General features: G+C 26.4%; 21 protein-coding genes. 14 read left to right on the top strand and 7 right to left on the bottom strand.

From position 1 onward, the window contains the following. Positions 1 to 241: 241 nt before the first annotated feature. The 3 genes from ACRCZX_RS06840 to ACRCZX_RS06830 form a co-directional block, all read right to left on the bottom strand. Complete coding sequence (locus tag ACRCZX_RS06840) at positions 242 to 613, bottom strand: VOC family protein (RefSeq protein ID WP_438582182.1); 372 nt, start codon at positions 611 to 613, stop codon at positions 242 to 244. A 97-nt stretch (positions 614 to 710) separates the two neighbouring features. Then, entirely contained in the window at positions 711 to 890 is a 180-nt protein-coding gene (locus ACRCZX_RS06835) for a YfgJ family double zinc ribbon protein (protein WP_438582181.1), read from the bottom strand. Position 891: 1 nt separating this feature from the next. Next, positions 892 to 1,326: a YaiI/YqxD family protein gene (locus ACRCZX_RS06830; RefSeq protein WP_438582180.1), complete on the bottom strand. Its 435-nt coding sequence runs from the start codon at positions 1,324 to 1,326 to the stop codon at positions 892 to 894. A gap of 214 nt (positions 1,327 to 1,540) precedes the next feature. Here ACRCZX_RS06830 and ACRCZX_RS06825 point away from each other — a divergent pair, with 214 nt between their 5' ends. After that, a complete protein-coding gene (locus ACRCZX_RS06825) occupies positions 1,541 to 3,013 on the top strand; it encodes a bifunctional metallophosphatase/5'-nucleotidase (RefSeq protein ID WP_438582179.1) in 1,473 nt (490 codons plus the stop codon). Positions 3,014 to 3,073: 60 nt separating this feature from the next. Here ACRCZX_RS06825 and ACRCZX_RS06820 read toward each other — a convergent pair whose 3' ends face one another. Beyond that, positions 3,074 to 4,912 carry a hypothetical protein gene (locus tag ACRCZX_RS06820; RefSeq protein ID WP_438582178.1) on the bottom strand — a complete coding sequence of 613 codons (1,839 nt, stop codon included), beginning with the start codon at positions 4,910 to 4,912 and terminating at the stop codon, positions 3,074 to 3,076. 563 nt (positions 4,913 to 5,475) lie between these two features. Between ACRCZX_RS06820 and ACRCZX_RS06815 the strand changes: the two genes are divergently transcribed. From ACRCZX_RS06815 to ACRCZX_RS06785, 7 genes are read left to right on the top strand one after another with little or no spacing between them, the layout of a single operon-like run. Further along, positions 5,476 to 6,222: a ParA family protein gene (locus ACRCZX_RS06815; protein WP_438582177.1), complete on the top strand. Its 747-nt coding sequence runs from the start codon at positions 5,476 to 5,478 to the stop codon at positions 6,220 to 6,222. Next, positions 6,210 to 6,812, top strand: coding sequence for a hypothetical protein (locus ACRCZX_RS06810; protein WP_438582176.1), 603 nt, complete (start codon positions 6,210 to 6,212; stop codon positions 6,810 to 6,812). Before ACRCZX_RS06815 ends, ACRCZX_RS06810 begins: the two co-directional genes overlap by 13 nt. A gap of 19 nt (positions 6,813 to 6,831) precedes the next feature. Continuing rightward, positions 6,832 to 7,386: a CD3073 family putative ECF transporter S component gene (locus ACRCZX_RS06805; RefSeq protein WP_438582175.1), complete on the top strand. Its 555-nt coding sequence runs from the start codon at positions 6,832 to 6,834 to the stop codon at positions 7,384 to 7,386. Between the two features lie 4 nt (positions 7,387 to 7,390). Next, positions 7,391 to 7,915 (top strand): CD3072 family TudS-related putative desulfidase, encoded by a 525-nt coding sequence (locus tag ACRCZX_RS06800; RefSeq protein WP_438582174.1) that lies wholly within the window; start codon positions 7,391 to 7,393, stop codon positions 7,913 to 7,915. Continuing rightward, positions 7,908 to 8,720 carry an energy-coupling factor ABC transporter ATP-binding protein gene (locus ACRCZX_RS06795; protein WP_438582173.1) on the top strand — a complete coding sequence of 271 codons (813 nt, stop codon included), beginning with the start codon at positions 7,908 to 7,910 and terminating at the stop codon, positions 8,718 to 8,720. The genes ACRCZX_RS06800 and ACRCZX_RS06795 overlap by 8 nt, the downstream gene beginning before the upstream one ends. Further along, complete coding sequence (locus ACRCZX_RS06790) at positions 8,705 to 9,496, top strand: energy-coupling factor ABC transporter ATP-binding protein (protein ID WP_438582172.1); 792 nt, start codon at positions 8,705 to 8,707, stop codon at positions 9,494 to 9,496. Before ACRCZX_RS06795 ends, ACRCZX_RS06790 begins: the two co-directional genes overlap by 16 nt. Further along, entirely contained in the window at positions 9,486 to 10,205 is a 720-nt protein-coding gene (locus tag ACRCZX_RS06785; protein ID WP_438582171.1) for an energy-coupling factor transporter transmembrane component T, read from the top strand. The genes ACRCZX_RS06790 and ACRCZX_RS06785 overlap by 11 nt, the downstream gene beginning before the upstream one ends. Before the next feature lie 40 nt (positions 10,206 to 10,245). Here ACRCZX_RS06785 and ACRCZX_RS06780 read toward each other — a convergent pair whose 3' ends face one another. After that, entirely contained in the window at positions 10,246 to 11,520 is a 1,275-nt protein-coding gene (locus tag ACRCZX_RS06780) for a DEAD/DEAH box helicase (protein ID WP_438582170.1), read from the bottom strand. A 227-nt stretch (positions 11,521 to 11,747) separates the two neighbouring features. After that, positions 11,748 to 12,155 carry a DUF1499 domain-containing protein gene (locus ACRCZX_RS06775; protein ID WP_438582169.1) on the bottom strand — a complete coding sequence of 136 codons (408 nt, stop codon included), beginning with the start codon at positions 12,153 to 12,155 and terminating at the stop codon, positions 11,748 to 11,750. 168 nt (positions 12,156 to 12,323) lie between these two features. On the opposite strand from ACRCZX_RS06775, the gene ACRCZX_RS06770 reads away from it, so the two are divergent. From ACRCZX_RS06770 to ACRCZX_RS06755, 4 genes are all read left to right on the top strand, one after another. Then, complete coding sequence (locus ACRCZX_RS06770; RefSeq protein WP_438582168.1) at positions 12,324 to 12,734, top strand: PhnA protein; 411 nt, start codon at positions 12,324 to 12,326, stop codon at positions 12,732 to 12,734. A 57-nt stretch (positions 12,735 to 12,791) separates the two neighbouring features. Further along, the gene (locus tag ACRCZX_RS06765; RefSeq protein WP_438582167.1) at positions 12,792 to 13,463 is read left to right on the top strand and encodes a hypothetical protein; all 672 of its coding nucleotides are present in this window, start codon (positions 12,792 to 12,794) and stop codon (positions 13,461 to 13,463) included. Between the two features lie 301 nt (positions 13,464 to 13,764). Next, positions 13,765 to 14,682, top strand: coding sequence for a replication initiation protein (locus ACRCZX_RS06760; protein ID WP_438582166.1), 918 nt, complete (start codon positions 13,765 to 13,767; stop codon positions 14,680 to 14,682). 15 nt (positions 14,683 to 14,697) lie between these two features. Beyond that, complete coding sequence (locus ACRCZX_RS06755; protein ID WP_438582165.1) at positions 14,698 to 17,571, top strand: DEAD/DEAH box helicase; 2,874 nt, start codon at positions 14,698 to 14,700, stop codon at positions 17,569 to 17,571. Between the two features lie 86 nt (positions 17,572 to 17,657). Here ACRCZX_RS06755 and ACRCZX_RS06750 read toward each other — a convergent pair whose 3' ends face one another. Beyond that, a complete protein-coding gene (locus ACRCZX_RS06750) occupies positions 17,658 to 19,307 on the bottom strand; it encodes an alkaline phosphatase (protein WP_438582164.1) in 1,650 nt (549 codons plus the stop codon). A 167-nt stretch (positions 19,308 to 19,474) separates the two neighbouring features. Between ACRCZX_RS06750 and ACRCZX_RS06745 the strand changes: the two genes are divergently transcribed. Continuing rightward, positions 19,475 to 20,347, top strand: coding sequence for a radical SAM/SPASM domain-containing protein (locus ACRCZX_RS06745; RefSeq protein WP_438582163.1), 873 nt, complete (start codon positions 19,475 to 19,477; stop codon positions 20,345 to 20,347). 38 nt (positions 20,348 to 20,385) lie between these two features. Further along, positions 20,386 to 21,321 carry a TRM11 family SAM-dependent methyltransferase gene (locus ACRCZX_RS06740; RefSeq protein ID WP_438582162.1) on the top strand — a complete coding sequence of 312 codons (936 nt, stop codon included), beginning with the start codon at positions 20,386 to 20,388 and terminating at the stop codon, positions 21,319 to 21,321. Positions 21,322 to 21,651 lie beyond the last annotated feature (330 nt).

The raw sequence follows: 21,651 nt of genomic DNA, 5'->3' as shown, positions 1-21,651 counted from the left end.
AAATTCAATTTAGTATCCCCATATTATACTATAATGTCTTATTGAAGTAAATAACAGAATTGTGTTCTCAATCGGTGTCTGATAAATGAAATGTAGTTCAGAAAAGTAATATCGTTCTATCTGTTTAAGGAATACTAGAATGGCTACTTTCAAAAAAAATGAACGAATTAAAAGAACTTGCAGAAGATCAACTTCTAACTAGAAAAGCAGCCCTATATAGCTGCTTTTTTGAGTAAATATATTATTTTTTAGCTGGAACAACTTCTAACCAATATCCATCAGGATCATTTATAAAGTAAATTCCCATCTCTGGATTTTCATAACAAATACATCCCATTTCAGTATGCTTTTTATGAGCTGCAGAATAATCATCTACAACAAAAGCTAAATGAAACTCTTCATCTCCTAAATCATAAGCTTCTTCTCTATCTTTTAGCCAAGTTAATTCAATAGTAAATCCTGTTTCTCCATCTCCAAGATAAGCTAGTATAAAGCTACCATCTTCTGCTGAATGTCTTTTTACTTCTTTAAGCCCCAATGCATTTTGATAAAACTGAATACTTTTTTCTAAATTTAAAACATTGATATTAAAATGATTAAATACAAATTTCACTCAAATCCTCCCTAAAATATATTATAATACGGCATCAGCCTTCTTATATTCTACTCTTTTTTTCTAGAAAAATGAAGCAGTTCAAATATTAATTGTCTTATTTTTCAGATTCTAATACAGATTCTTCTTCGGGTTTTTCAACTTTATAAATTACTGTTTTTCTAGATTTTAACTCATTGCATTTATTACACCAAAAGCTTAAAGATCCGCATGCTGCTAATTTTTCAAGTTCACTTCCACATTCTGAACAGTAAGCTTTTTTTATCTCTTTTTCCATTTTAAATTCCTCCTAAAAGACTCAATAATTTCTTTTCGAACTCAACATTTTGGTCTTGTGTTCTTTTCTTCGGACCCTTCGTTCTTTTTCCTGCATTTCTCATTTTTTGAGACATATGTCTACTAAAAAGTAAGCTTTCAATATTAAATTCATTATAAATCAATCCATCTTGATTTATAGCACGAGCTCCTTTAGATAAAACAATAGATGCTAATCCGTAATCTTGAGTTACAATAATATCACCTTTTTCACTTTTTGATATAATTGTAAAATCAACTGCATCTGCTCCTTGAGCTACAACTATTGTTTCAACTTCATTTCGTTCTATTTTGTGAGCATTGTCACAAACAATTATACACTCTATTTTTTTTTCTTTTCCAACTTTAATAGCAATATCCGTAACAGGACAAGCATCTGCATCTATTATTATTTTCACTTAAAATTTCTCCCTTTATTATTTTTAACTCGAATAGTGCGTTTTTTTTAATAAAAATGGATATCTCCTAAAAAAAGTTGTAAAATAAGTCACCACAACCAACAACTAAAGGAGATATCCAATTATGATTGTAAAGCATTCTAATGAAATAATCAACTGTTTTTTTTGAATGATTAATGCTAAAATAATATTAAATATTTTTAGGAGGAATTCTTTGACTTTAGATACTTATGACTTAACTTTTATTCATCTTAATGATATTCACGGTAGAGTTACTGGAGAAAATAACAGTATTAGTTTTGCAAAACTTTTTACATTTTTAGAAACTTTACGTAATGATAAAAAAAACGGAAAAGTTTTCTTAATCGATTCAGGAGATACAATTCATGGTACATCTTTTGCAAATTTATCAAAAGGTGAATCAATAGTTGAACTATTTAATTCTTTAAAGTTTGATTATGTAACTCTTGGAAATCATGATTTCAATTATGGTTATAGTCATTTAAAAAAACTTTTAAAACTACAAAACTATAAAACTTTAGGTTTAAATTTTATTGATAATGAAAGCCCAAATAAAGATATTCTTCAATATGATATTATCGAGTTAAACGGATTTAAAATATGCTTTTTTGGAATTTTAACTCCTGAAACTTATTATAAAACAAACTCTAAAAATATAAAAAATCTTCAATTTTTAGAACCAGAAAAAGCAGTTCAAAATCTTTTGAAGAAATTAGAAAATGATAATATCAAATTTTATGTTGCTATTACGCATCTAGGATGTGACACTAGCTCTTATAAAAGTAATAGTAGCTTTTATCTAGCCGAAACTTTTCCAGAGATAAACTTGATTTTAGATGGTCATAGTCATACAACTTTTGATACTAAAAAAATTATAAATAAAACTTTGATAAGCCAAACTGGAAACTATAACAACAAAATATCGCTAATTAGAGTTAAGTTAGATTATCTAAAAAATAATCACATTATAGATTACAAACTGCTAAAAGTAGAAGATTTCATTCAGTATGAAAACAACTCTAAAATTGAAAAAAAAATAGAAAAGATTTTAAAATCTCAAGAAAATATTGTAAATACTATTATTGGAAAAACTAACTTTGATTTAATTGGAGAAAGAGATATTGTTAGATCTCGAGAAACTAATTTTACTCAACTTATAACAGATGCTATTTTATGGAAAACTGAATCTGATGTTGTTTTAATAAATGGTGGAAGTATTAGAGACTCTATAAAAGCGGGTGATATTAGAATTGGAGATGTCGTTAAAGCTATTCCTTTTGGAAATTATATTGTTACAAAAATGATCAGTGGTGAAAATTTGATTAAAGCTCTTGAAAATGGTTTAAAAGCTATTCCGAACTCTTTAGGTGGAATGGCTCAAGTTGCAGGTGTAGAAGTCGTTTTTGATGCAAATAAAGAGCCCTTGAACAGAATAGAAAGTGTTTCTCAAAACAAAGTCCCCATTTCTTTAGAAAATTATTATAATGTTGCTATAACTGATTTTATGGCTTTAGGTGGAGAAGAATACAGTTCTTTTGTTTCTCCTAAAGAACTAAAAAGCTACCCTGCTGTTGAAGATATTGTTATTGAATACATTAAAAAATTTGGTGTTAATATAGGTGATTCTTTTGTTTCAAGATTAATTTCTAAAGATTCTATTTTATAATTATATCAAAAAAAAGATATCTTCGGTCATGACCGAAGATATCTTTTTTTTGACTGAATTTTATTTTTTTTCACTATTTATTTTTAAAACAACAACTCTCACCATCTCTACTATATCCTCTTCTGTTAAAGATTCTATACTTTTTTGTAATAAAACTTCTTTTCCAGCTTCTAATCTCAATTTCATCTCTTCATCTGGATCCATATTAAAAAGCCCTGAATAAAAATTTACTTTTTGATTTATAGAACGATATATCTCTTTTAAAGTTAACTTTGATAACTGCTTTTTAGGCTCAGAAGCAACTTCTATAATTTCTTCTTTTAATTCTATTTTTTCTATCTCAACATTTGATTTAAAGTATCCAACCTCTGATAAGTAATCTCCAATAAGAGTTTTTTTTGCAGCTCTAAAAGCAATTTTTTGGATTTTTGTATCTTGACCACATTTTTTTATATAGTGAGAGTATGCAGCTGCTTCTATTTCAGCTTTTTGGTTATCATCTAAAACATTAAATTTCTCTATTAATTCAGTATTATCTGCTCTTAATTTTTCTGGTAAAATGTCTTCTATCACTTCAGAAACTATTCTCTTTGAAACTATTTTCACTAATTCTTCGTCTTTTGTCCAATCGTTTTCTAAAGCTTTTATGAAATATGCTCTAACTGCTACCACTTTATTTTTTTTCATATAAACTGCTACTTTTTTAACTTTTTCTAATCCATAATTTTCTATTGATTCTTTTATTGTTTTTGGCATTGTTTTTAAACTTCTTGCTTTTAATGGCATTAAATTTAAAACATCATCAATCATTTCAGGAGTCACATTTACAAATCTTTTTAAGGGGGATTTGCTGTCTTCTTGAAGATCTTTATTTTCTGTATGACTAACCAAAAGTTGACTTTGACTTAAATGTCTAAATTCATTTAAATCGTCAAAAAATCTTTGTTGTTTGTCTTCAACTGTAAAATCATAAAAAAATATTTCAACTTCTGAACTTTCCCATGTTCCATCTTTTTGTAAACTAAAATCTCTTATTAAGCCCTTTTCTTTTAGTTCTGCAAAATTATTCATCAATGTTTTTACAGTTCTTCCCATGTTTGTTTTATCAAATTTCAATGGAATTCTTTTTATCAAATATATTATATCTATTCGTAAATAAATCTCATTGAATCTGAGCTTTTCAATTAACATATATATAGTTCTAGCTGTACTCGATTCAATATCTAATAAAACAGCTGCATCATAAACTAAATAGCCTTTTGTTAAAATATTTTGATAAAAAAAATCTGATATTTTTATTTGGTAAATCTCTTTAATTCTTTTATCATTTACTTCATTTTTTATCTTTGTGTTCTCTTTTTTTTCTAAACTAATTATATCTAATTCAAATATGGATCTTGTTATTTCCTCTTTCAGAACAGATTTCATTTCATTGAAATACATTGTATTTTTAAAACTATAAAATGTATTTGCTATTCTCAATAAACTTTTTTTTATTAACTCATTAGCTCTATTTGTATTTAAATCTAGCTCGTTTTTTAATTCACTTAAAGTTACCCAAAATTTTTGAGGCATTCCCCTATTTTTCATTATTTTCATCAAAACTATAAAAACTTTTTCCTCCATCTCTCCTGGAATATGATAGCCTGAAGCAGGAGTAACTGTTATATAAGTATCCCGATTATTATTAAAATAATATTTGATTATCTGATTTGTTTTTCTCTTTGTATTTTTACTAAATATCGGATATTGAATAATATTCATATCCATACGTATAAGCTCTCTATTTTTTATAAAACTTTCATCCAAAGTAATATTTTCTTCTACAATTTCTGTTTCTGGTGTATCAATTATCTCTTGAAAATTTAAATTATTTCTTTTTTTTCTGACTATTTTCATAAAATCAACTCCAACAGTTTTTTCGTCATTAGGTGGGAGTATCTCCCTTTTTTTAAACTTTTTTTTATGATTTAGCAAATTATACCCTATTTTTTTACTTTTTTCAAGAAAAAAAGCTCCCACCTAATGACGAAATGCTCTTTTTTTATGATTTTACTCCCACCTAATGTTGAAAAAAAAACTTTTTTTAAAGTACTCCCACCTAATGACGAGAGATACTCCCACCTAATGACGAGAGATACTCCCACCTAATGACGAGAGATACTCCCACCTAATGACGAAAAATACTCCCATCTAATGACGAACGACTAAAATCGCTATAAAGCTATAGAAATCAATGGCTATCGACGATTTTTTTGGCTTTTTTTTTGTACACAACAATATATAACAATATATAACAATATATAACAACTATAAACAATGCAAATTTATAAAAAAAATTGTTAATAATTTTAAATTTAAATACCAAATCTAGTTGACTTTGAAAATAAAATATTGTAATATAGAATCTAGGATTTAAAAAATAATTTGATGTGTTATAAATTTCTAGTTAGGAGGGGAAGATGACTAAAATAATTTCAATTATTAATTTCAAAGGTGGAGTAGGGAAAACAACAACTACGCATTGTATTGGTTCTGGTTTAACTTTAAAAAATAAAAAAGTTTTATTAATTGACACAGATCCACAAGCTAGTTTAACTTTTACAGCTCTAAGTGAAACACCTAAATTAACAATCAAAGATATTTTAGTTGATCAAAAAAATATAAATGATATTATCATCGAAACTAAAAATTTTGATATAATCCCATCTAACTTAATTTTAAACTTAGCAGAAAGACAGTTAACTTCAAAATTTGGAACAGAAAAGTTATTAAAAAAAGCTATAAATAAACTAACTAAAAACTATGATTATATAATTATAGACTGTCCACCTAGTATGAATTTATTTACAGTTAACGCTCTTTATGCATCAAATCATGTTTTAATTCCTTGTGAAACCGAACTTTTAGCTTTAGATGGTTTAAATCTTCTAATTCAAACACTAAACGGAACCGAAGAAGATCTTGATATTAGTATTAAAAACACTTTGGTTTTACCAACAAAACTTGATAAAAGAAAAAAAGTGAGTAAAGAAATCTCAGAACACTTAAAAGAAAATTTCAAAACAACAAAAACAATAATAAGAACTTGCTCTAAATTAAATCTATTAGGACTTACAAAAGAATCTATTTATGAAATTGATTCTTCTTCTACAGCATCAGAAGATTATAAAAATTTAGTGGAGGAAATTATAAAATGGGATTGTTAACTAATTACAAAAAAAGCGAAGTCTTAGTTAAAAAAGAAATATTTAATTCAAAATTTAATTATTCTGAATTTCATTTAAACGACAAAGAAAGCTTAATCGAATTAGAAAAAAAAGCAACTCATACTGGAAATCTTTTAAAAGAGAATTTAAAGGATTTTGGAGAAATATTTTTAGAAGCTCATAAAATATTTTCAAACAATAAGAATGGCACTTTTGGAAAATGGTATGAACTTTTAGGATTTAAAAAGGATTTTGTTTATTTATGTTTGGACAGAAGAGAACTATCTCTAGAATATAACTCTAACGAAGTATACAGACTTCCAGATAGAGTTATCAAAGATATCAAAAAAATCGAAAAAAAATCAGATGTAATAGAAATTCTTCAATCAAAAAATCCAAAAGAAAAACTAAAAGAACTGAAAGAAAATTATAAAGTTATTTCTGCTGAAACTATAAAAATTTCTAAAAAATTAGAAATCAAAGAAAAATTAAATAATATTTCTAAAGCTATAAGTTCTAAAAATTTTGATAATAAAAAACTCATCAAAATCGAAAAGATTTTATTTAAATTGGAAAATGAATTATTGTAAAATTACTGAAGGAGAAAAAATGAGCAAGAACACAATTGCAATTACAATATCTGGTTTAGGAATTGGTTTAAATATTGTATTAGCAACATTAACAAAAACATTTGGAATTCCATTTATATTTTTAGATACGATTGGAACTATTTTATCAGCAGTTTTGTTAGGACCATTCTTTGGAGGAATAACAGGATTAATCACAAATATTATAAGAGCAATGATTAGTAATCCAGTCGAATTACCTTTTGCAATTGTAAATTTAGCAATAGGAATTGTTGTTGGATATATTGCTATAAAATTCAGATTTAGTATTAAAATTTCAGTATTAACAGGAATTCTTCTAGCAGTTTTAGCACCACTAATAGGAACTCCTATAGCAGTTTATTTGTTTGGTGGGTTAGCTGGAGGATCTTTAGATATACTAACTGGTATGCTTGTGAAAAGTGGAGAAAAAATATTTACAGCAACATTTATTCCTAGAATAATGTCAAATATAATTGATAAAATTACTTCTTGTGTGGTTGTGGCTGTTATTCTATCAAGACTTCCAAAGACTTTATTAAATAAGATTAAGGACTAATATTATGAATAGAGCTAAAAAAATAGTGATAGTATCTCATTGTATTTTAAATCAAAATTGTGTTGTAAAACCATATGCAAAAAATGGAGAGTATTTTTTAGAGTTTGTAAAAAGTTTACTGACTCAAAATATTGGGATTATTCAACTACCATGTCCTGAGATGACCTTATTGGGGTTAAAAAGATGGGGGCACGTAAAAGATCAATTTGAATATCCTGGTTTTTTAGAAGCGTCTAAAAACATGTTATACCCGATTTTAAATATGGTTCAAGATTATTTAAAAAATGGTTATGAGATAAAAGGTGTTTATGGAATTGCTGGAAGTCCAAGTTGTGGAGTTAATAAAACTTGTAGAGCGAATTGGGAAGGCGAAGCAAGTTGTTATGAAAACTTAGATGATATTTTAAATCGAGTAAAACTTGTAAAAGAAAAAGGAATTTTTATGGAGATTTTCGAGAAACTTTTAGAAGAAAGAAATATAGTTTTAAAGTTTTATGATATTGATGATTGGAGTGAACAAATTGATTAGTCTAGAATCAATAGATTTTTCTTATGAAAATAAAAATGTTTTTAGAAATATATCTCTTAACTTAGAAAAAGGAAAGTTTTATATTTTTCTAGGAGAAAATGGTTCTGGTAAAAGTACCCTAGTAAAACTTATCTTGGGAATAGAAAAACCAGAAAATGGAAATATTTATATAAATAATTTAAATCTTAAAGAAAATTTATTTCAATGTAGAAAAGAAATTGGTATGGTTTTTCAAAATCCAGATGAACAGATTGTTACTGATGTTGTAGAAGAGGAAATTGCTTTTTCAATGGAAAATTATGGAATTGATTCTGAAATAATGTTAAAGAAAATAAATAAGTTACTTTTAGAAATTGGATTTGTAGGTAGAAACAATGATAAAATTTCAACGTTATCAGGTGGAGAAAAGCAAAGACTTTGTATTGCATCAGCTTTAGCTTTAGACCCTAAAATTTTAATTTTAGATGAAGGAACAGCTATGTTAGATGAAGTTAATAAAAAAATAATACTTAATTTATTAAAAAAATTAAGTGAAAAAGAAATAACTATTATTTTGATAACACATCATTTAACAGAAATTGAGTTCTGTGACGAAGTTATTTATCTATCAAAAGGTAACATCACTTTCAGAGGCTCTAAAATCGATTTTAGCAGATCTTTAATTACAGGAGTATCAAAACATAGCTTCGACTTACCTACGACCTTTAAAGTAGCTATAGACGTATTTAAAAGGACAGGGGTTGATGTTTCTGAAAATATTTTTAATTTTAAGCAGATGGGAGAGAATTTATGGAAATCTCTTTAAATAAAATAAACATTGGTTATGAAGATATAGTATTAAAGGATTTAAGCCTAGAAATTAAGAGTGGAACTTGGAATTTCATTATTGGTTCAACAGGCAGTGGAAAATCAACTTTGCTTCAATCTATTGCACTTTTACTAGAAAATAAAAGTGGAAATATTTTTTGGAAAAATAAGGATTTATCTTTATCAAAAAACTTAAAAGAATACAGAGAAACTTCTGGATTTATGTTTCAGTATACAGAAAAACAATTTTTTAATTCAACAATAAAGGATGAAATAATTTATTCTTTAGTTAAAAATAAAGTTTCTAAAGAATTAATAGAGAAAAAATTAAAAGAGGTTTTAAAAATTTTAAATATAGATGAAAGTATATTGGGAAAAGCTCCAAGTGAATTAAGTGGTGGGCAAAAACGATTTGTAGCATTTGCTTCGATTTTGATAAATTCTCCAACGCTATTACTTTTAGATGAACCAACAGCTGGACTAGATTCTATAAATAAAAGATTATTTTTAAATGTATTAGAAAATTTAAAAAAAGCTGGAATAACTATTATTCAAATCTCTCATACTTTACAAGATGTTTTAGAATATGGAGACAGAGTTATAGTTTTAGAAAAAGGTAAAATAGTAGATGACGGTAATCCATTAAAAGTACTTTCAGATTATGATATGGATTTTTTTAAATTCTGTAAAATAATGGAAAATTATGGAATAAAATTAGAAAATATAAAGACAATAGAACATTTTTTAGAGGCGGTTAAAAATAATGGAAAATAAATTTGATCCAAGAACCGTTTTTTATACAACAATAATCTATGTAATTGCTCTTGGTTTTATAAGAAGATATTATCAAATTTTAATAATTTTACCATTTATTGGATATCAAATGAAACTTTTTTCAGTTGACTTTAATAAATTAAAAAAAGTTTTGAAATACTCACTTTGCTTGTTATTTTCTATGTTTTTTGTAAATATTCTTTTAATGGGAAAATCACCAAATACTATATTTGTTTCTATTTTTCGAATGTTAATAATAGTATTTTTAGGAACCTCTATGATTTCTAAAATGGAAATAAGAGAGATTGGATTTGTTATAGAAAAGTTACTTAATCCTTTAAAAGTTTTTAAAGTTCCAGTTGAATCAATAAGTGTTATAACTGCTCTTGGTTTTAAATTTATACCTATGTTAGAAGCTGAAGGCAAAAGAATACTTTTAGCTCAAAAAGCAAGAGGAATAGATTACAAATTGATGACAGTAAAAGAAAGAATAAAAAATATACCAACTCTATTTTTTCCAGTAATACTATCTGGAATTCAAAATGCAATTAATTTAGCAACTTCTATGGAAGTAAGAGGTTATGGAAACGGAATAAAAAGAACAAAATTAAAAGATTACAAAATGTTAAAAAAAGATTATATATATATATTCTTAACATTGATTTTATGCTTCTTTTTTTCAATGTTTTGTATAACAATTTCAAAATGAAAAAAGATATCTTCGGTCATGACCGAAGATATCTTTTTTTTTACTTTTCAGTAGATCTATTAGATTGAGGTCTAGTACTTTTGTTTCTACCAGAGTATGTTCTATTAGATTGAGGTTTTGATTTATTGCTTGAATCAAAATCTTTATTTGTTTTGTTTTTGAAGAAAGATTCTTTTGCTTTTCTAACAGGAGCATTACTTTCTTCTCCGTGAACTTTAGCAAACTCTGTAGCGTTAGTTTTAACGATATCAGATAACATTTTTTTATCTTCAGGTGCAGAGAATGATATAACAATTCCACTTTTGTTTGCTCTTCCAGTTCTTCCACTTCTATGTGTAAAAGCTTCAGCTGTTTTAGGAAGGTCATAGTTTATAACATGAGTAACTTGAGGGATATCAAGACCTCTAGCAGCGATATCAGTAGCTACAAGTATATTATAAGCTCCAGATCTAAATCCAGATAATGCAGCATCTCTTTGATTTTGAGATAAGTTACCTTGGAAACTTACAGACTTCATTCCTCTACCTTCTAAAATTCTACTAAGGTATTTAGCTTTATGTTTACCGTTTGTGAAAACTATAACTGATTCTATTTCAGAACCTTGTAAAAGATCTACAAGTTTAGCTTTTTTGTCGTCATTTTCAATATGGTATAATTCGTGCTCAATTAACTTAACTGGATCTTTGTATTCGATTTCAATTGTTTTGTGATCTTTTTCTAAAACTCTAGAAGCAAGCGTTTTGATTTCTTTCGGCATAGTAGCTGAGAAGAATAAAGTTTGCTTGTTTTTAGGTGTATGTTTAACAATTTTTTCGATATCTTTTAAGAATCCCATATCTAACATATGGTCTGCTTCGTCTAATACAAGAAATTCTACTCTAGTTAATCCTAAGTTCCCCTGAACTATATGATCTAGTATTCTTCCTGGACATCCAACAATAATATCTACTCCAGAGTTTAAAGCGTCTATTTGTTTCTTCATAGAAGTTCCACCATAAACAGCTAAAGTTTTGATTCTAATTCCTCTACCTAATTGTGTAATTGTACTATTAATTTGCTCAGCAAGTTCTCTTGTAGGAGCAATTATAAGAGCTCTAGCACCTCTTCCACTAGCTTTAGTAGTAGCAATTTTTTCTAAAATAGGAAGTACGAATGCAGCGGTTTTTCCAGTTCCTGTTTTAGCAAGACCAAGTATATCTTTTCCAGCTAATATAGCTGGTATAGCTTCTGTTTGAATAGGTGTAGCTTCTTTATAACCAACAGCAGTAATTTGTGCCATTATTTCATTTTTAAAATTAAATTCTTTAAAGTTCATCTTTTCTCCATCTTATATATATTTTTTGTTTATCCATTATTATACCACTCTTTTAATAAAAATAATATACAATATATAAATTTATTCTAAAAAATATAGATATCTAATTTTATTACATAGCTTTTACAAAGAATATATTAAAAATTAACACACATAGTGTAAAGTATTTATAGGAGGGATTATAGAGAACACAGAATATAACTACTTCAAATTGTATACTGTGTTCTCTATAAGGAGTTTCTTATTTTCTCTATTCTTTTTCTATTCATTCCAAAATCATACCATCCTGTTTCTGCTGCTGATCGTACATCTATTATTTTTTTCTCTCGTTTTATCTCAAAAAATGCTATGTCTTCAAAACCAAAAATTTTACTTTTAAAAGATACTTTTAAAAAATCTCCATTATTTTCTGAAATTTTACCTCCAACCTTTTCTATTGCTTTAACGAGTCGTTCTTTTATATCTATAAGACTGTTGTCTATAGTTATAGGCTCAATATATTGCCTTGTATCTCTAGAATGGCTAGAAACACAGTTTGGTGAGTTAGGACACACTTTCAACATAGTATTATCATTCCCTTCTGCTAATAAAATTGAAAAAGATATAACAAAAATTATTATTAGTTTTTTATTCAATTTTTTCACCTCTTTATTTTTCTCTTTTCATTATCTATTAACATATTACCACAAAAAAATATCAAAAACAAAAAACAAATTAAGATTTTTATTGCTTGTTTCATTGCTTTTCTTACTTATAATGTTATATAATAACCTATTATATAACGATTTTTAGGAGGATTTACTTTGGCAAAAGGTTTAGATAAGTATTTAGAAAGAGCAAATATTGTTTCAGGATTTGGGAAGAACTTAGCAAGAAGATCAAAATCAAAGTGTGAATTGTGTGAAGCTACAGGAGTAAAACTTTCAGTATTTGAAGTTTTACCTTCAAAAGAAGAGCCTGATTATGATAGATGTATATTTTTATGTGACAACTGCATAAATCTTTTGAAAAATATAAAAAAGAGTAAGGAAAATGATTTTAGATTTTTAAGTGGTTCTATGTGGAGTGAAACACCTATCGTAAAAGCTACTGCTATTCATATATTAAATGAGATAAAAGGAAAATATTCTTGGGCTGAAGAACTTTTAGAAAATGCATATATAGAAGAACATGAAAAAGAAATTTTAAATACAATATCTTTTGAAGTAAAATAATTAGAGTTATGCTATAATCAAACTATCTTTAAAAATAAAAAATTAGAGGAGTTTATAATGACAGTTTTAGAAAATTTAAGATTATTAGAAGAGAAAGAGTTGTTGGATTTTGTGACTTCAGATTTAGTATCTGATGAGGTTACATTAAAGCCAGAAGAATTATTAAATATTTATTCTGATTTCAAAGCAAAAGTTTATAATATTTTACCAATTGAAACTTATGAATTTTTAAATATATATTTTGAAAATGATAAAAAAGTACCAGCAACTAATGAATTTGCAGAGTGTCTTAACGCTTTGAAAAATCGTGCTATTGCAACTTTTGACGAAAGAGATTTAAAAGAGATTGATTTAATGTTAGATATGAAACATGGTAGAATAGAAGAATATCCATCAGAGGAATTTGAAGAAGAAAAAGAATATCTTGATGTTGTATTAGATGATGAATATGCAAAATCATTATTTGAATTTTTAAAAGAAAAAAAAGAGTTTGTAGCTAATGATTTTAAAATTAGAGATATTATTTTAAATAAATTAGAATCAGATTCACCTATATTACTTCAAAAATTAGATGATATGTTAAAAAAGCAAGATTTATCTGTAGAAAATATTTTGGTTTTCTTAGAAAACAAAATGCCTTATGGTGAGATTGTAGCTTATGAAGATGAAAATGGAATTCAAATAGCACATGCTTCACATTTAATGAATTCAGAAGATTTAATGAACTAAAAAAATAAAAAACTAGAGTTAAAACTCTGGTTTTTTTTTACTCTTTAAGACCCTTAAAGACTCTTAAAGACTATTAGGAAAAAAAATACCCCAATCTAGGTTAATACAATCAATGCCTCAAGAGGGGTTGGTCTTAAAGATAAACCCTAAATTGTAGTGATATAATATGTAAATTGTAGTGGCTATAATATGCAAATTGTAGTACTTATAATATGTAAATTGTAGCGGTTTTTATAATATGTTTTCATGATATATACATATTATGTTATAATGAGATATATTATAACTTTTGAGGTGAAAAATGGGAAAAATAGGATTCAATAAAAACTTAAACAGATTACCAATATGTTTTGAAAAAGAGATTTTTGTAAATGCTTTTGGATGGATTTTAAAAGAGTTTAACAAGTGGAATAAGGGACTTGAAATAAAAGATAGAGTTATTACAATAAAAAAACGTGAAATATGGTCAGCGTCTACAACTAGACCTTATACAAAAGAAGAATTCAGTGATTTTATAAGAGGTTTGACAGTTTCAAAAAGATATGAAATAGATAAAGAAAAAGGATATGGTATATCTGGAAGTATTTTTGTAACTCAAGAGATTGATGAAGAAACTCTAAAAATAGAGATACCTTCACTTTTCATTCCGTTTCTATTTTACAAACATGATATTAGCATAATAGATGCAGTGAATAAAAAAGAACCTCTAACTGTTAAAGAGCTTGATTATTGGGATACTGAACTAAAACATAAAAAAAGAGAGATTTTGCTTTTAGAAGATGCAGAATTAAAGGGTATATCTGGTAAATACGCTAAAAGATTGTATATGCTGTTAAAACAGTTTGAAAGTACGGGATATTTCATTATGGAAATAGAGCAATTTCGTGATGTTTTAGAAGTTCCAAATATATATACATTAGGACAAATGAATCAGCAGATTATTTTAAAAGCTAAAGCAGAATTAGAAAAAAAACAAATCTACAAATTTCCAGAAGATCCAAGAGGAAAAGGACGTAGAAAAATAGAAAAAATAGAGATTTATTTTTCAGTTTTTTCAGTAGAAGTTAAAAACAAAAACTCAGAGTTAACTTTAGAAGAAGAGCTTAAGGCAAGAGAAATTTTAGAAGCTCAGGGAATTACGCTACAAATTCTTGACGAACAAAAAAGAAAAGCTCGTAATATATATTTAAGAACTTTAAAATTGGTGTTAAAAAAATAATCATTGGGGGAAAAATTGAAATATGAATTTGTAAGTAATACTAACTTTGAAAACAATAAAAGTTTATATAAACACATTGAAGATGGTTTTCAAAATGCTATTGAATTTTATTTTTCAGTAGCATTTATTAATTTTGCAGGAGTACAAATTTTATTAGATGTTTTAAAAAAAACAGAAAAATTAAATATAAAAGGTAAAATTTTAACAACTAATTATCTGCATTTTACAGAGCTAAAAGCAGTAGACTATCTAAAAAAATTTAAAAATATTGAGGTAAAATTTTTTGATAGTGATGTACTTGAAGGATTTCATACAAAAGGGTATATATTTAAATATTCAGATTCATGGAAAGCGATAATAGGTTCATCCAATTTAACTAAAAGTGGACTAAAAAGTAATGTAGAATGGAATATTTCAGTTACAACATCTCAAAATAGTGAGTTTATAACAGAAGTTTTAAATGAGTTTAATTATCTTTGGGGAAAAGCAGTAGAAGATATAAAGCCATATTCTGTTTCAAGTATAAAAAAGCTAGCAAAAAAAATAGAAAAAATACCTAGAGACGAGTATTTGATGGTATCTGAAGATAGTGATTTTAGGATATACGAGAATGAAATAAAACCAAATTATTTACAAGATTTGGCTATTAAGAATCTAGAAATTTTAAGAGAATATGGAGAAAAAAGAGCACTTTGTATAGCTGCAACTGGAACTGGAAAAACATATTTAGCAGCATTTCATGTAAAAAAAATAAATCCAAACCGTGTTCTTTTTGTTGTTCACAACGAGGAAATTTTAAATTCAGCAATAGAAACGTTTAAAAAAATTATCAAAAATAAAACTATGGGTAAATTCACAGGAAATTATAAAAATACAGATAGAGATTATATTTTTGCTACAATTCAAACACTAAATACAAAATTTAACCAATTTAAAATCAACGAGTTCGATTATATAATTGTAGATGAAGCTCATCATGTAACTGCAGAGAGTTATAGCTCAATTTTAAACTACTTTAAACCAGACTTTTTAATAGGATTAACAGCAACTCCAGAAAGATGTGATGGTGGAAATATATATGAAGTTTTTGATATGAATGTTCCTGTTGATATTCGTTTAGAAGAAGCTCTAGATAGAAAGTTAGTTGTACCATTTCATTACTATGGGGTAAAAGATATAGATGTTGATTTTTCAAAAGTTGATTTCAATAATATATCAGAAGTCGCAAAAAGTTTAAGTACTGAAAAACGTGTTGATTTTATAATAGAAAAGATGAATTTTTATGGGTATAGTGGAGAAAATAGAAAAACAATAGGCTTTTGTATCACAGTTGAACATGCTGAATTTATGGTAAAAGAATTTAGAAAAAGAGGAATAAAAGCAACATCTTTAACAGGAACAGATAAAAAAGAGTTAAGAGAAAAGATAATTAAAACTTTTAAGACGAGTGATTCAATAGAAGTTATTTTTACAGTGAATTTATTTAATGAAGGAGTTGATATCCCGTGTATAAATAATATATTGATGTTAAGACCAACAGCATCTCCAATTGTTTTTACTCAACAACTAGGAAGAGGATTAAGACACTTTGAGAATAAAGAGTTCTTAACTGTAATAGATTTTATTGGTAATCATTCACGAGCTTTTTTAATAGCTATAGCACTAGCGGGAAAAAAATCATATGATAAAGAAAGTTTGAAAATAGCTTTGAAAAGAGATTTTGATAATTTATCTAAAAATATTCATGTAAAAATTGATGAGATTTGTAAAAAAGAGATTTTAGAGCAACTTAATAATGAAAATTTTAATAGTTTGAAGTATTTGAAATTAGAGTATAAAGAGTTTAAAGAAATTTTGAAAAAAAGACCAATGCCTATAAACTTCACTCAATATGAAGAAGCACCAAGATTTTTTAAATATGCAAAACTACAAAAATCATACTTTGATTTTTTAGAAAAAATTGGTGAAGAACCATTTAAGTTAAAAGAAATTCAAAAAAATGTAATAAGAGAATTTGAGAGGTTTTTACCAATTAAAAGAGTTTATGAATTCGTAATAGCTCATGAAATTATATCTAAAAAGTGTAGTTTAATAGAAGCTGACATATTGAAATTAGTTGGAAAATATATTGAGATTGAGAATTTAGAGCATACAAAAAAAACGATTAAGCATGCAATTGATTATCTAAGTGGTGATTATTCTGATTCTCAAGACTTAAAAAGATGCTCACCACTATTTTTAAAAAGTGAAAATGGTTTAGAAATGAGTTCAATTTTAAAAAAAACTTTAGAATCTGAAGATGTTAAAAAATATATATTAGAAGTTTTAGATTATGGATTACTGAAATATAAAGAAAATTTCAATACAAAAGATTATGGTTTTCCATTTTTTAAACTTTACGAGAGCTATAATATGAGAGATGTAGCATTACTTTGTAACTATGACATGAAACATAGTGCATTTAGAGGAAGTGGACTCTTAAAAAAAGATAATGATTATTTTGTATTTGTAGATTTACATAAAGATGAAAATATAAAAGAGAGTATTAAGTATAACGATAAAATTTTAGATAGATATCATTTTCAATGGGAAAGCCCAAATGCAACTAGAATAGATAGTGAAATTGGTAAAAAAATAGTAAAAAATAAAAGCTACGGAATAAAAATTCATATTTTTTTGAGAAAAATAAAAAAAATAGATAGTGAAATTCAACAATATATCTATATAGGTAAAGGAGATACTGTGAACTATAGTGGAACTAAACCAATTCAAACTAAATTAAAATTAGAAACACCATTGTCTAAAGAAATATATGTTGAATTGACTGAGAGAGTAGAAGAATATTTAGAAGTAGTAGAAGAATCAGTAATTTACAGAAGAGAAATATAAAAAAAACTATAGATGTCGTTCGAGCAATATCAGAAAATAGAAATGAGTAGAATTTGGTGTAAATTCTACTCACTGTCTTTATCCAACTACTTTATATTTTTTAAAGCTGCATTTGGAATAAATACTTCTGTTCCATTAAATACAACAATTCCATTAAATTTAACTTTTTTACCGTCTAATTCATAATGATTTTTATTTTCTTCGAATACGTATTTTTTTCCATTTTTAGAAAGTGTAAATACAGGTTGGAATTTATTTGTTGTATCTATATCCACATTTATACCCATTTCTTTTATTTTTTTTCCAGAAACAAAAAGCTCATCTGTTGCAACATCTAAATTTAAGTTCATAGCTTTAGCTATATAAAGAGCTATATCAGAGTTATTAACCGTTCCTGTTAATTGGTTAGCATAATTTGATGTGTATACATAAAGAGGCACATCCTCAGCTGTATGTCCATTTGTCGTCCAACCTAAATGAGCTCTTTCACTCATAGCTTTTCCTAAAATTTGTTCTATTGATGAGACTTTATCAGCTTTATTAATATCTTCTAGTTCTTTATTTGTTAATACCAATCCTAACATATCGTTTGCTAAAGCTTTAGCTGAATTTTTTTCTTTTAAAATCTTCTCTGCTGTTAAAACCTCTGTGAATTTTGCTTTTTTCATATCTTTTATAAATGCATCTATTGGTAACTGTGAGTAGTTGTTTGATATAGCTAAATTTCCTATAGAAAGCCCTCCAGTTCCATGATCTGTTACAACAACAACTAAAGTATCACTATTTTTCTTAGCATAGTCTAAAGCTACTCCAACAGCTTTATCAAATGCCATAAACTCAGAAGTTATAGCTACTGGATTATTTGCATGTCCTGCCCAATCTACTTTTGATCCCTCTACCATTAAAAAGAATCCATCTTTATCTTTTGATAATAGATTTATTGCTTTCTCTGTCATTTGAGATATTGATGGGACTGTGCTTTTGTCACGATCTAAATCATAAGGCATATCTTTTTCTGCAAATAGCCCCCATACAAAATCTTTATTTAAAGTTTTCATTTCATCTAATGTCTGTACTATTTTATACCCATTAGATTTTAGAGAGTCAAGCATATCCTCTCCATCTGTACGTTTTTTAGAGTTAGATTCCAATGCAGTATCTTTCTTTAAATAACTTTTCCCACCTCCAAAAACTACATTTAAATTTTGGTGAACTTGCTGTTCTCCTATAACAGAATAATTATTTCTATGAATTGAATGAGATGTAAAATCTGCTGGTGTAGCATGTAAAACTTCTGATGTCGCTACAATTCCTACTGCTTTACCACTTAATTTTGCTGCTTCTAATACAGAGGCTGCAGGTGCTAATTCATCTCCTATTTTTGGAACTCTAGCTCCTTTTAAAGTTGCAGAACCAGGTTTTACTCCTATTAATTTATCTTGAGTTTTCCATCCTGTTGCAAGGGCTGTTCCTGCAGGTGCTGAATCAGCTATAAAAGTATCAGAGTTATAAGTTTTTACCATTCCTGATGCTAACTCATCAATATTTAAACTTTCGCCGTTATTATAAACTGCTCTTGCTAATGTTGAAACAGTTGAACTACTACCATCTGGTATCATGAAAATTACATTTTTAGCAAATCCTGGTTTAACATCTTTTAAAGGCACAGCTTCAGCAGTTCCTACAATTGATAAAAATGTTGCTATTGTTGCTAATTTAAAATTAGTTTTATTCATTTTTCCCACATATATTTTTAATTTTATTATTATTATAGTATACATTTGTTAATTTAGAATTAAAATAGTGTAAAACTCTTGTAAAAACTATATAAAATTGTAAGAGTTTGATTTTCTATATAGAATAGGATATAATAAAATTATTAAATTTTATTTGAGGAGTTAATATGATTAGATTTAAAAAAATATACATTGAGATTTCTAATATTTGTAATTTGAAATGTAGTTTTTGTCCGACTACAAAAAGAAAAGCACAATATATATCACTAGAAAATTTTACTCATATATTAAAAGAAGTAAAAGATTACAGCAAACATATCTATTTACATGTAAAAGGAGAACCATTGTTTCATCCTAATCTTGATGCGATCCTTCATAAGGCTAAAAAAGAGGGTTTTTTTGTAAATATAACAACAAATGGAACTTTAATTAAAAATTGTATGGAGTTACTTTTAGGAAATACAGCTCCTAGGCAAATAAATTTTTCATTACATAGTTTTGATGGAAATTTAGACTCTATTGACTATAACGACTATCTTCAAAATATTTTGTCTTTTACAGAGAAATCTTTAGAGAAAAATGAAACATATATTTCATTAAGGCTTTGGAACTTTAATAAAGATGATAAAGATTCTTTACAACAAAAAGGAAATAATTATATTTTGAATAAAATAGAAAGATTTTTTAATTTAGATTATAAAGTTTCTGAAATGATAGTACCAGGAAAAGGTTTAAAAATAAAAGATAAGCTATATATAAATTCAGATTTAGAATTTAAATGGCCCGAATTAAAAGATACTTATTTTGAAGAAAAAGGATTTTGTTATGGGCTTAGAAATCAAGTCGCTATACTAGTTGATGGAACTGTTGTTCCTTGTTGTTTAGATGGAGAAGGGGTTATGAATTTAGGTAATATTTTCCAAAAAGATTTCAAAAATATTATAGAAGGTGATAAAGCAAAAGCTATATATTCTGGTTTTTCGAACAATATAGCAGTAGAAGAGTTATGTAAAAAATGTAGTTTTAAAGAAAAATTTTAGAAAAAAAGTTAAATAAATTTTAGGGAATGTGAAAAAATATGAATAAAGTTTTAAAATATATGTATATAGTCAATTATCCACCTGTTGAAGAGGAAATTTGTTTATTAGAAATGAAATCAATTTTTGGAAAAATACCAGAAGAAAAACTACTGTTTTCAGATATAAAATTTAATCCATCAAACAGTCCTTTTATAAAGACACGTTTAGATATTCTTTATGAAAAAGATACTGTAGAAGAAATTTTAGAAAAAGTAATTAAGGATAAAACAATCTATGATAATTTCAAATTAGAATATGTTAGATTGAATAATAATAACAACGTTCCATACGATGAAAGATTAAGTTTAGTAAAAAAAATATCTATGGAGATTATAGGTGTTCATAACTTTAAAAATCCAAAATTTAATTTTGGATTAAGTAAAATAAATGATAAATGGATATTTGGTATTGATAATAAAAATGACTATGAATGGCATACTCATGATAACAAACCATATTCTTATTCAAATTCATTAGGTGTAAAAGTTGCCAAAGCTCTTGTAAATATTGCTAATAATGGCTGTAAAGAAAAAACTATTATAGATCCTTGTTGTGGAGTTGGAACAACTATAGTAGAGGGATTAGATGCAGATTATAAAATAGAGGGTTATGAAATAAATAAAAGTATTGCAAAAAATGCGAATAAAAATTTAGAGTTTTATGGATTTAAACCTATAGTTGTAAATGATGATATGCATAATATCACAAAAAAATATGATAGCTCTATAATTGATATTCCTTATGGAATTTTTAGTCATACTTCTGAAGATGAACAACAAAAAATAATTGAGACAGCTAGAAAAATTTCAAATAAAATGGTTATAATTTCTTTTGAGAATCATGATTCTATGATAATCTCAGCTGGATTTAAAATAATAGATAGATGTATTGTCACAAAGGGTAAATTCAAGAGATTTATAGTAGTTGCAAAATAATTTTTAGCTAACCACCTAATACACTTTAAAGTGTAATAGATGGTTATTTTATTATTATACTCTTATAAAAAGGAGAAAACCTCTGCGGGGGGACAGAGGTTTTGGGGGGATTAAATCATTTTATTATCACTTTTATTATAATTTTTAGACTGGGATTTTTAGAAAAAAGTTTGAAGTATTGATAAAATTTATTTTTTCTTAGGAATTAATATGAATTATATATTTATTTTTTTAAATTCAAACTTTTCTACGCCTAAAAAACGTCTAAAAATTATATTAATAGTTAGAGATTTAGATATTTAAAAAAAGCCATCACACAGTTTCAAAGAT

The organism is Cetobacterium sp. (genome assembly GCF_051658645.1).
Lineage (GTDB): Bacteria > Fusobacteriota > Fusobacteriia > Fusobacteriales > Fusobacteriaceae > Cetobacterium_A.
The sequence above is the reverse complement of the archived record's forward strand: the minus strand, read 5'-3'. Positions and strand labels throughout refer to the sequence as shown.

Coding starts and splice junctions, on each gene's coding strand:
- ACRCZX_RS06815 (WP_438582177.1), top strand. CDS start 5,476: ATGACTAAAATAATTTCAATTATTAATTTCAAAGGTGGAGTAGGGAAA.
- ACRCZX_RS06750 (WP_438582164.1), bottom strand. CDS start 19,307: ATGAATAAAACTAATTTTAAATTAGCAACAATAGCAACATTTTTATCA.
- ACRCZX_RS06805 (WP_438582175.1), top strand. CDS start 6,832: ATGAGCAAGAACACAATTGCAATTACAATATCTGGTTTAGGAATTGGT.
- ACRCZX_RS06765 (WP_438582167.1), top strand. CDS start 12,792: ATGACAGTTTTAGAAAATTTAAGATTATTAGAAGAGAAAGAGTTGTTG.
- ACRCZX_RS06780 (WP_438582170.1), bottom strand. CDS start 11,520: ATGAACTTTAAAGAATTTAATTTTAAAAATGAAATAATGGCACAAATT.
- ACRCZX_RS06835 (WP_438582181.1), bottom strand. CDS start 890: ATGGAAAAAGAGATAAAAAAAGCTTACTGTTCAGAATGTGGAAGTGAA.
- ACRCZX_RS06740 (WP_438582162.1), top strand. CDS start 20,386: ATGAATAAAGTTTTAAAATATATGTATATAGTCAATTATCCACCTGTT.
- ACRCZX_RS06800 (WP_438582174.1), top strand. CDS start 7,391: ATGAATAGAGCTAAAAAAATAGTGATAGTATCTCATTGTATTTTAAAT.
- ACRCZX_RS06745 (WP_438582163.1), top strand. CDS start 19,475: ATGATTAGATTTAAAAAAATATACATTGAGATTTCTAATATTTGTAAT.
- ACRCZX_RS06810 (WP_438582176.1), top strand. CDS start 6,210: ATGGGATTGTTAACTAATTACAAAAAAAGCGAAGTCTTAGTTAAAAAA.
- ACRCZX_RS06790 (WP_438582172.1), top strand. CDS start 8,705: ATGGAAATCTCTTTAAATAAAATAAACATTGGTTATGAAGATATAGTA.
- ACRCZX_RS06820 (WP_438582178.1), bottom strand. CDS start 4,912: ATGAAAATAGTCAGAAAAAAAAGAAATAATTTAAATTTTCAAGAGATA.
- ACRCZX_RS06760 (WP_438582166.1), top strand. CDS start 13,765: ATGGGAAAAATAGGATTCAATAAAAACTTAAACAGATTACCAATATGT.
- ACRCZX_RS06785 (WP_438582171.1), top strand. CDS start 9,486: ATGGAAAATAAATTTGATCCAAGAACCGTTTTTTATACAACAATAATC.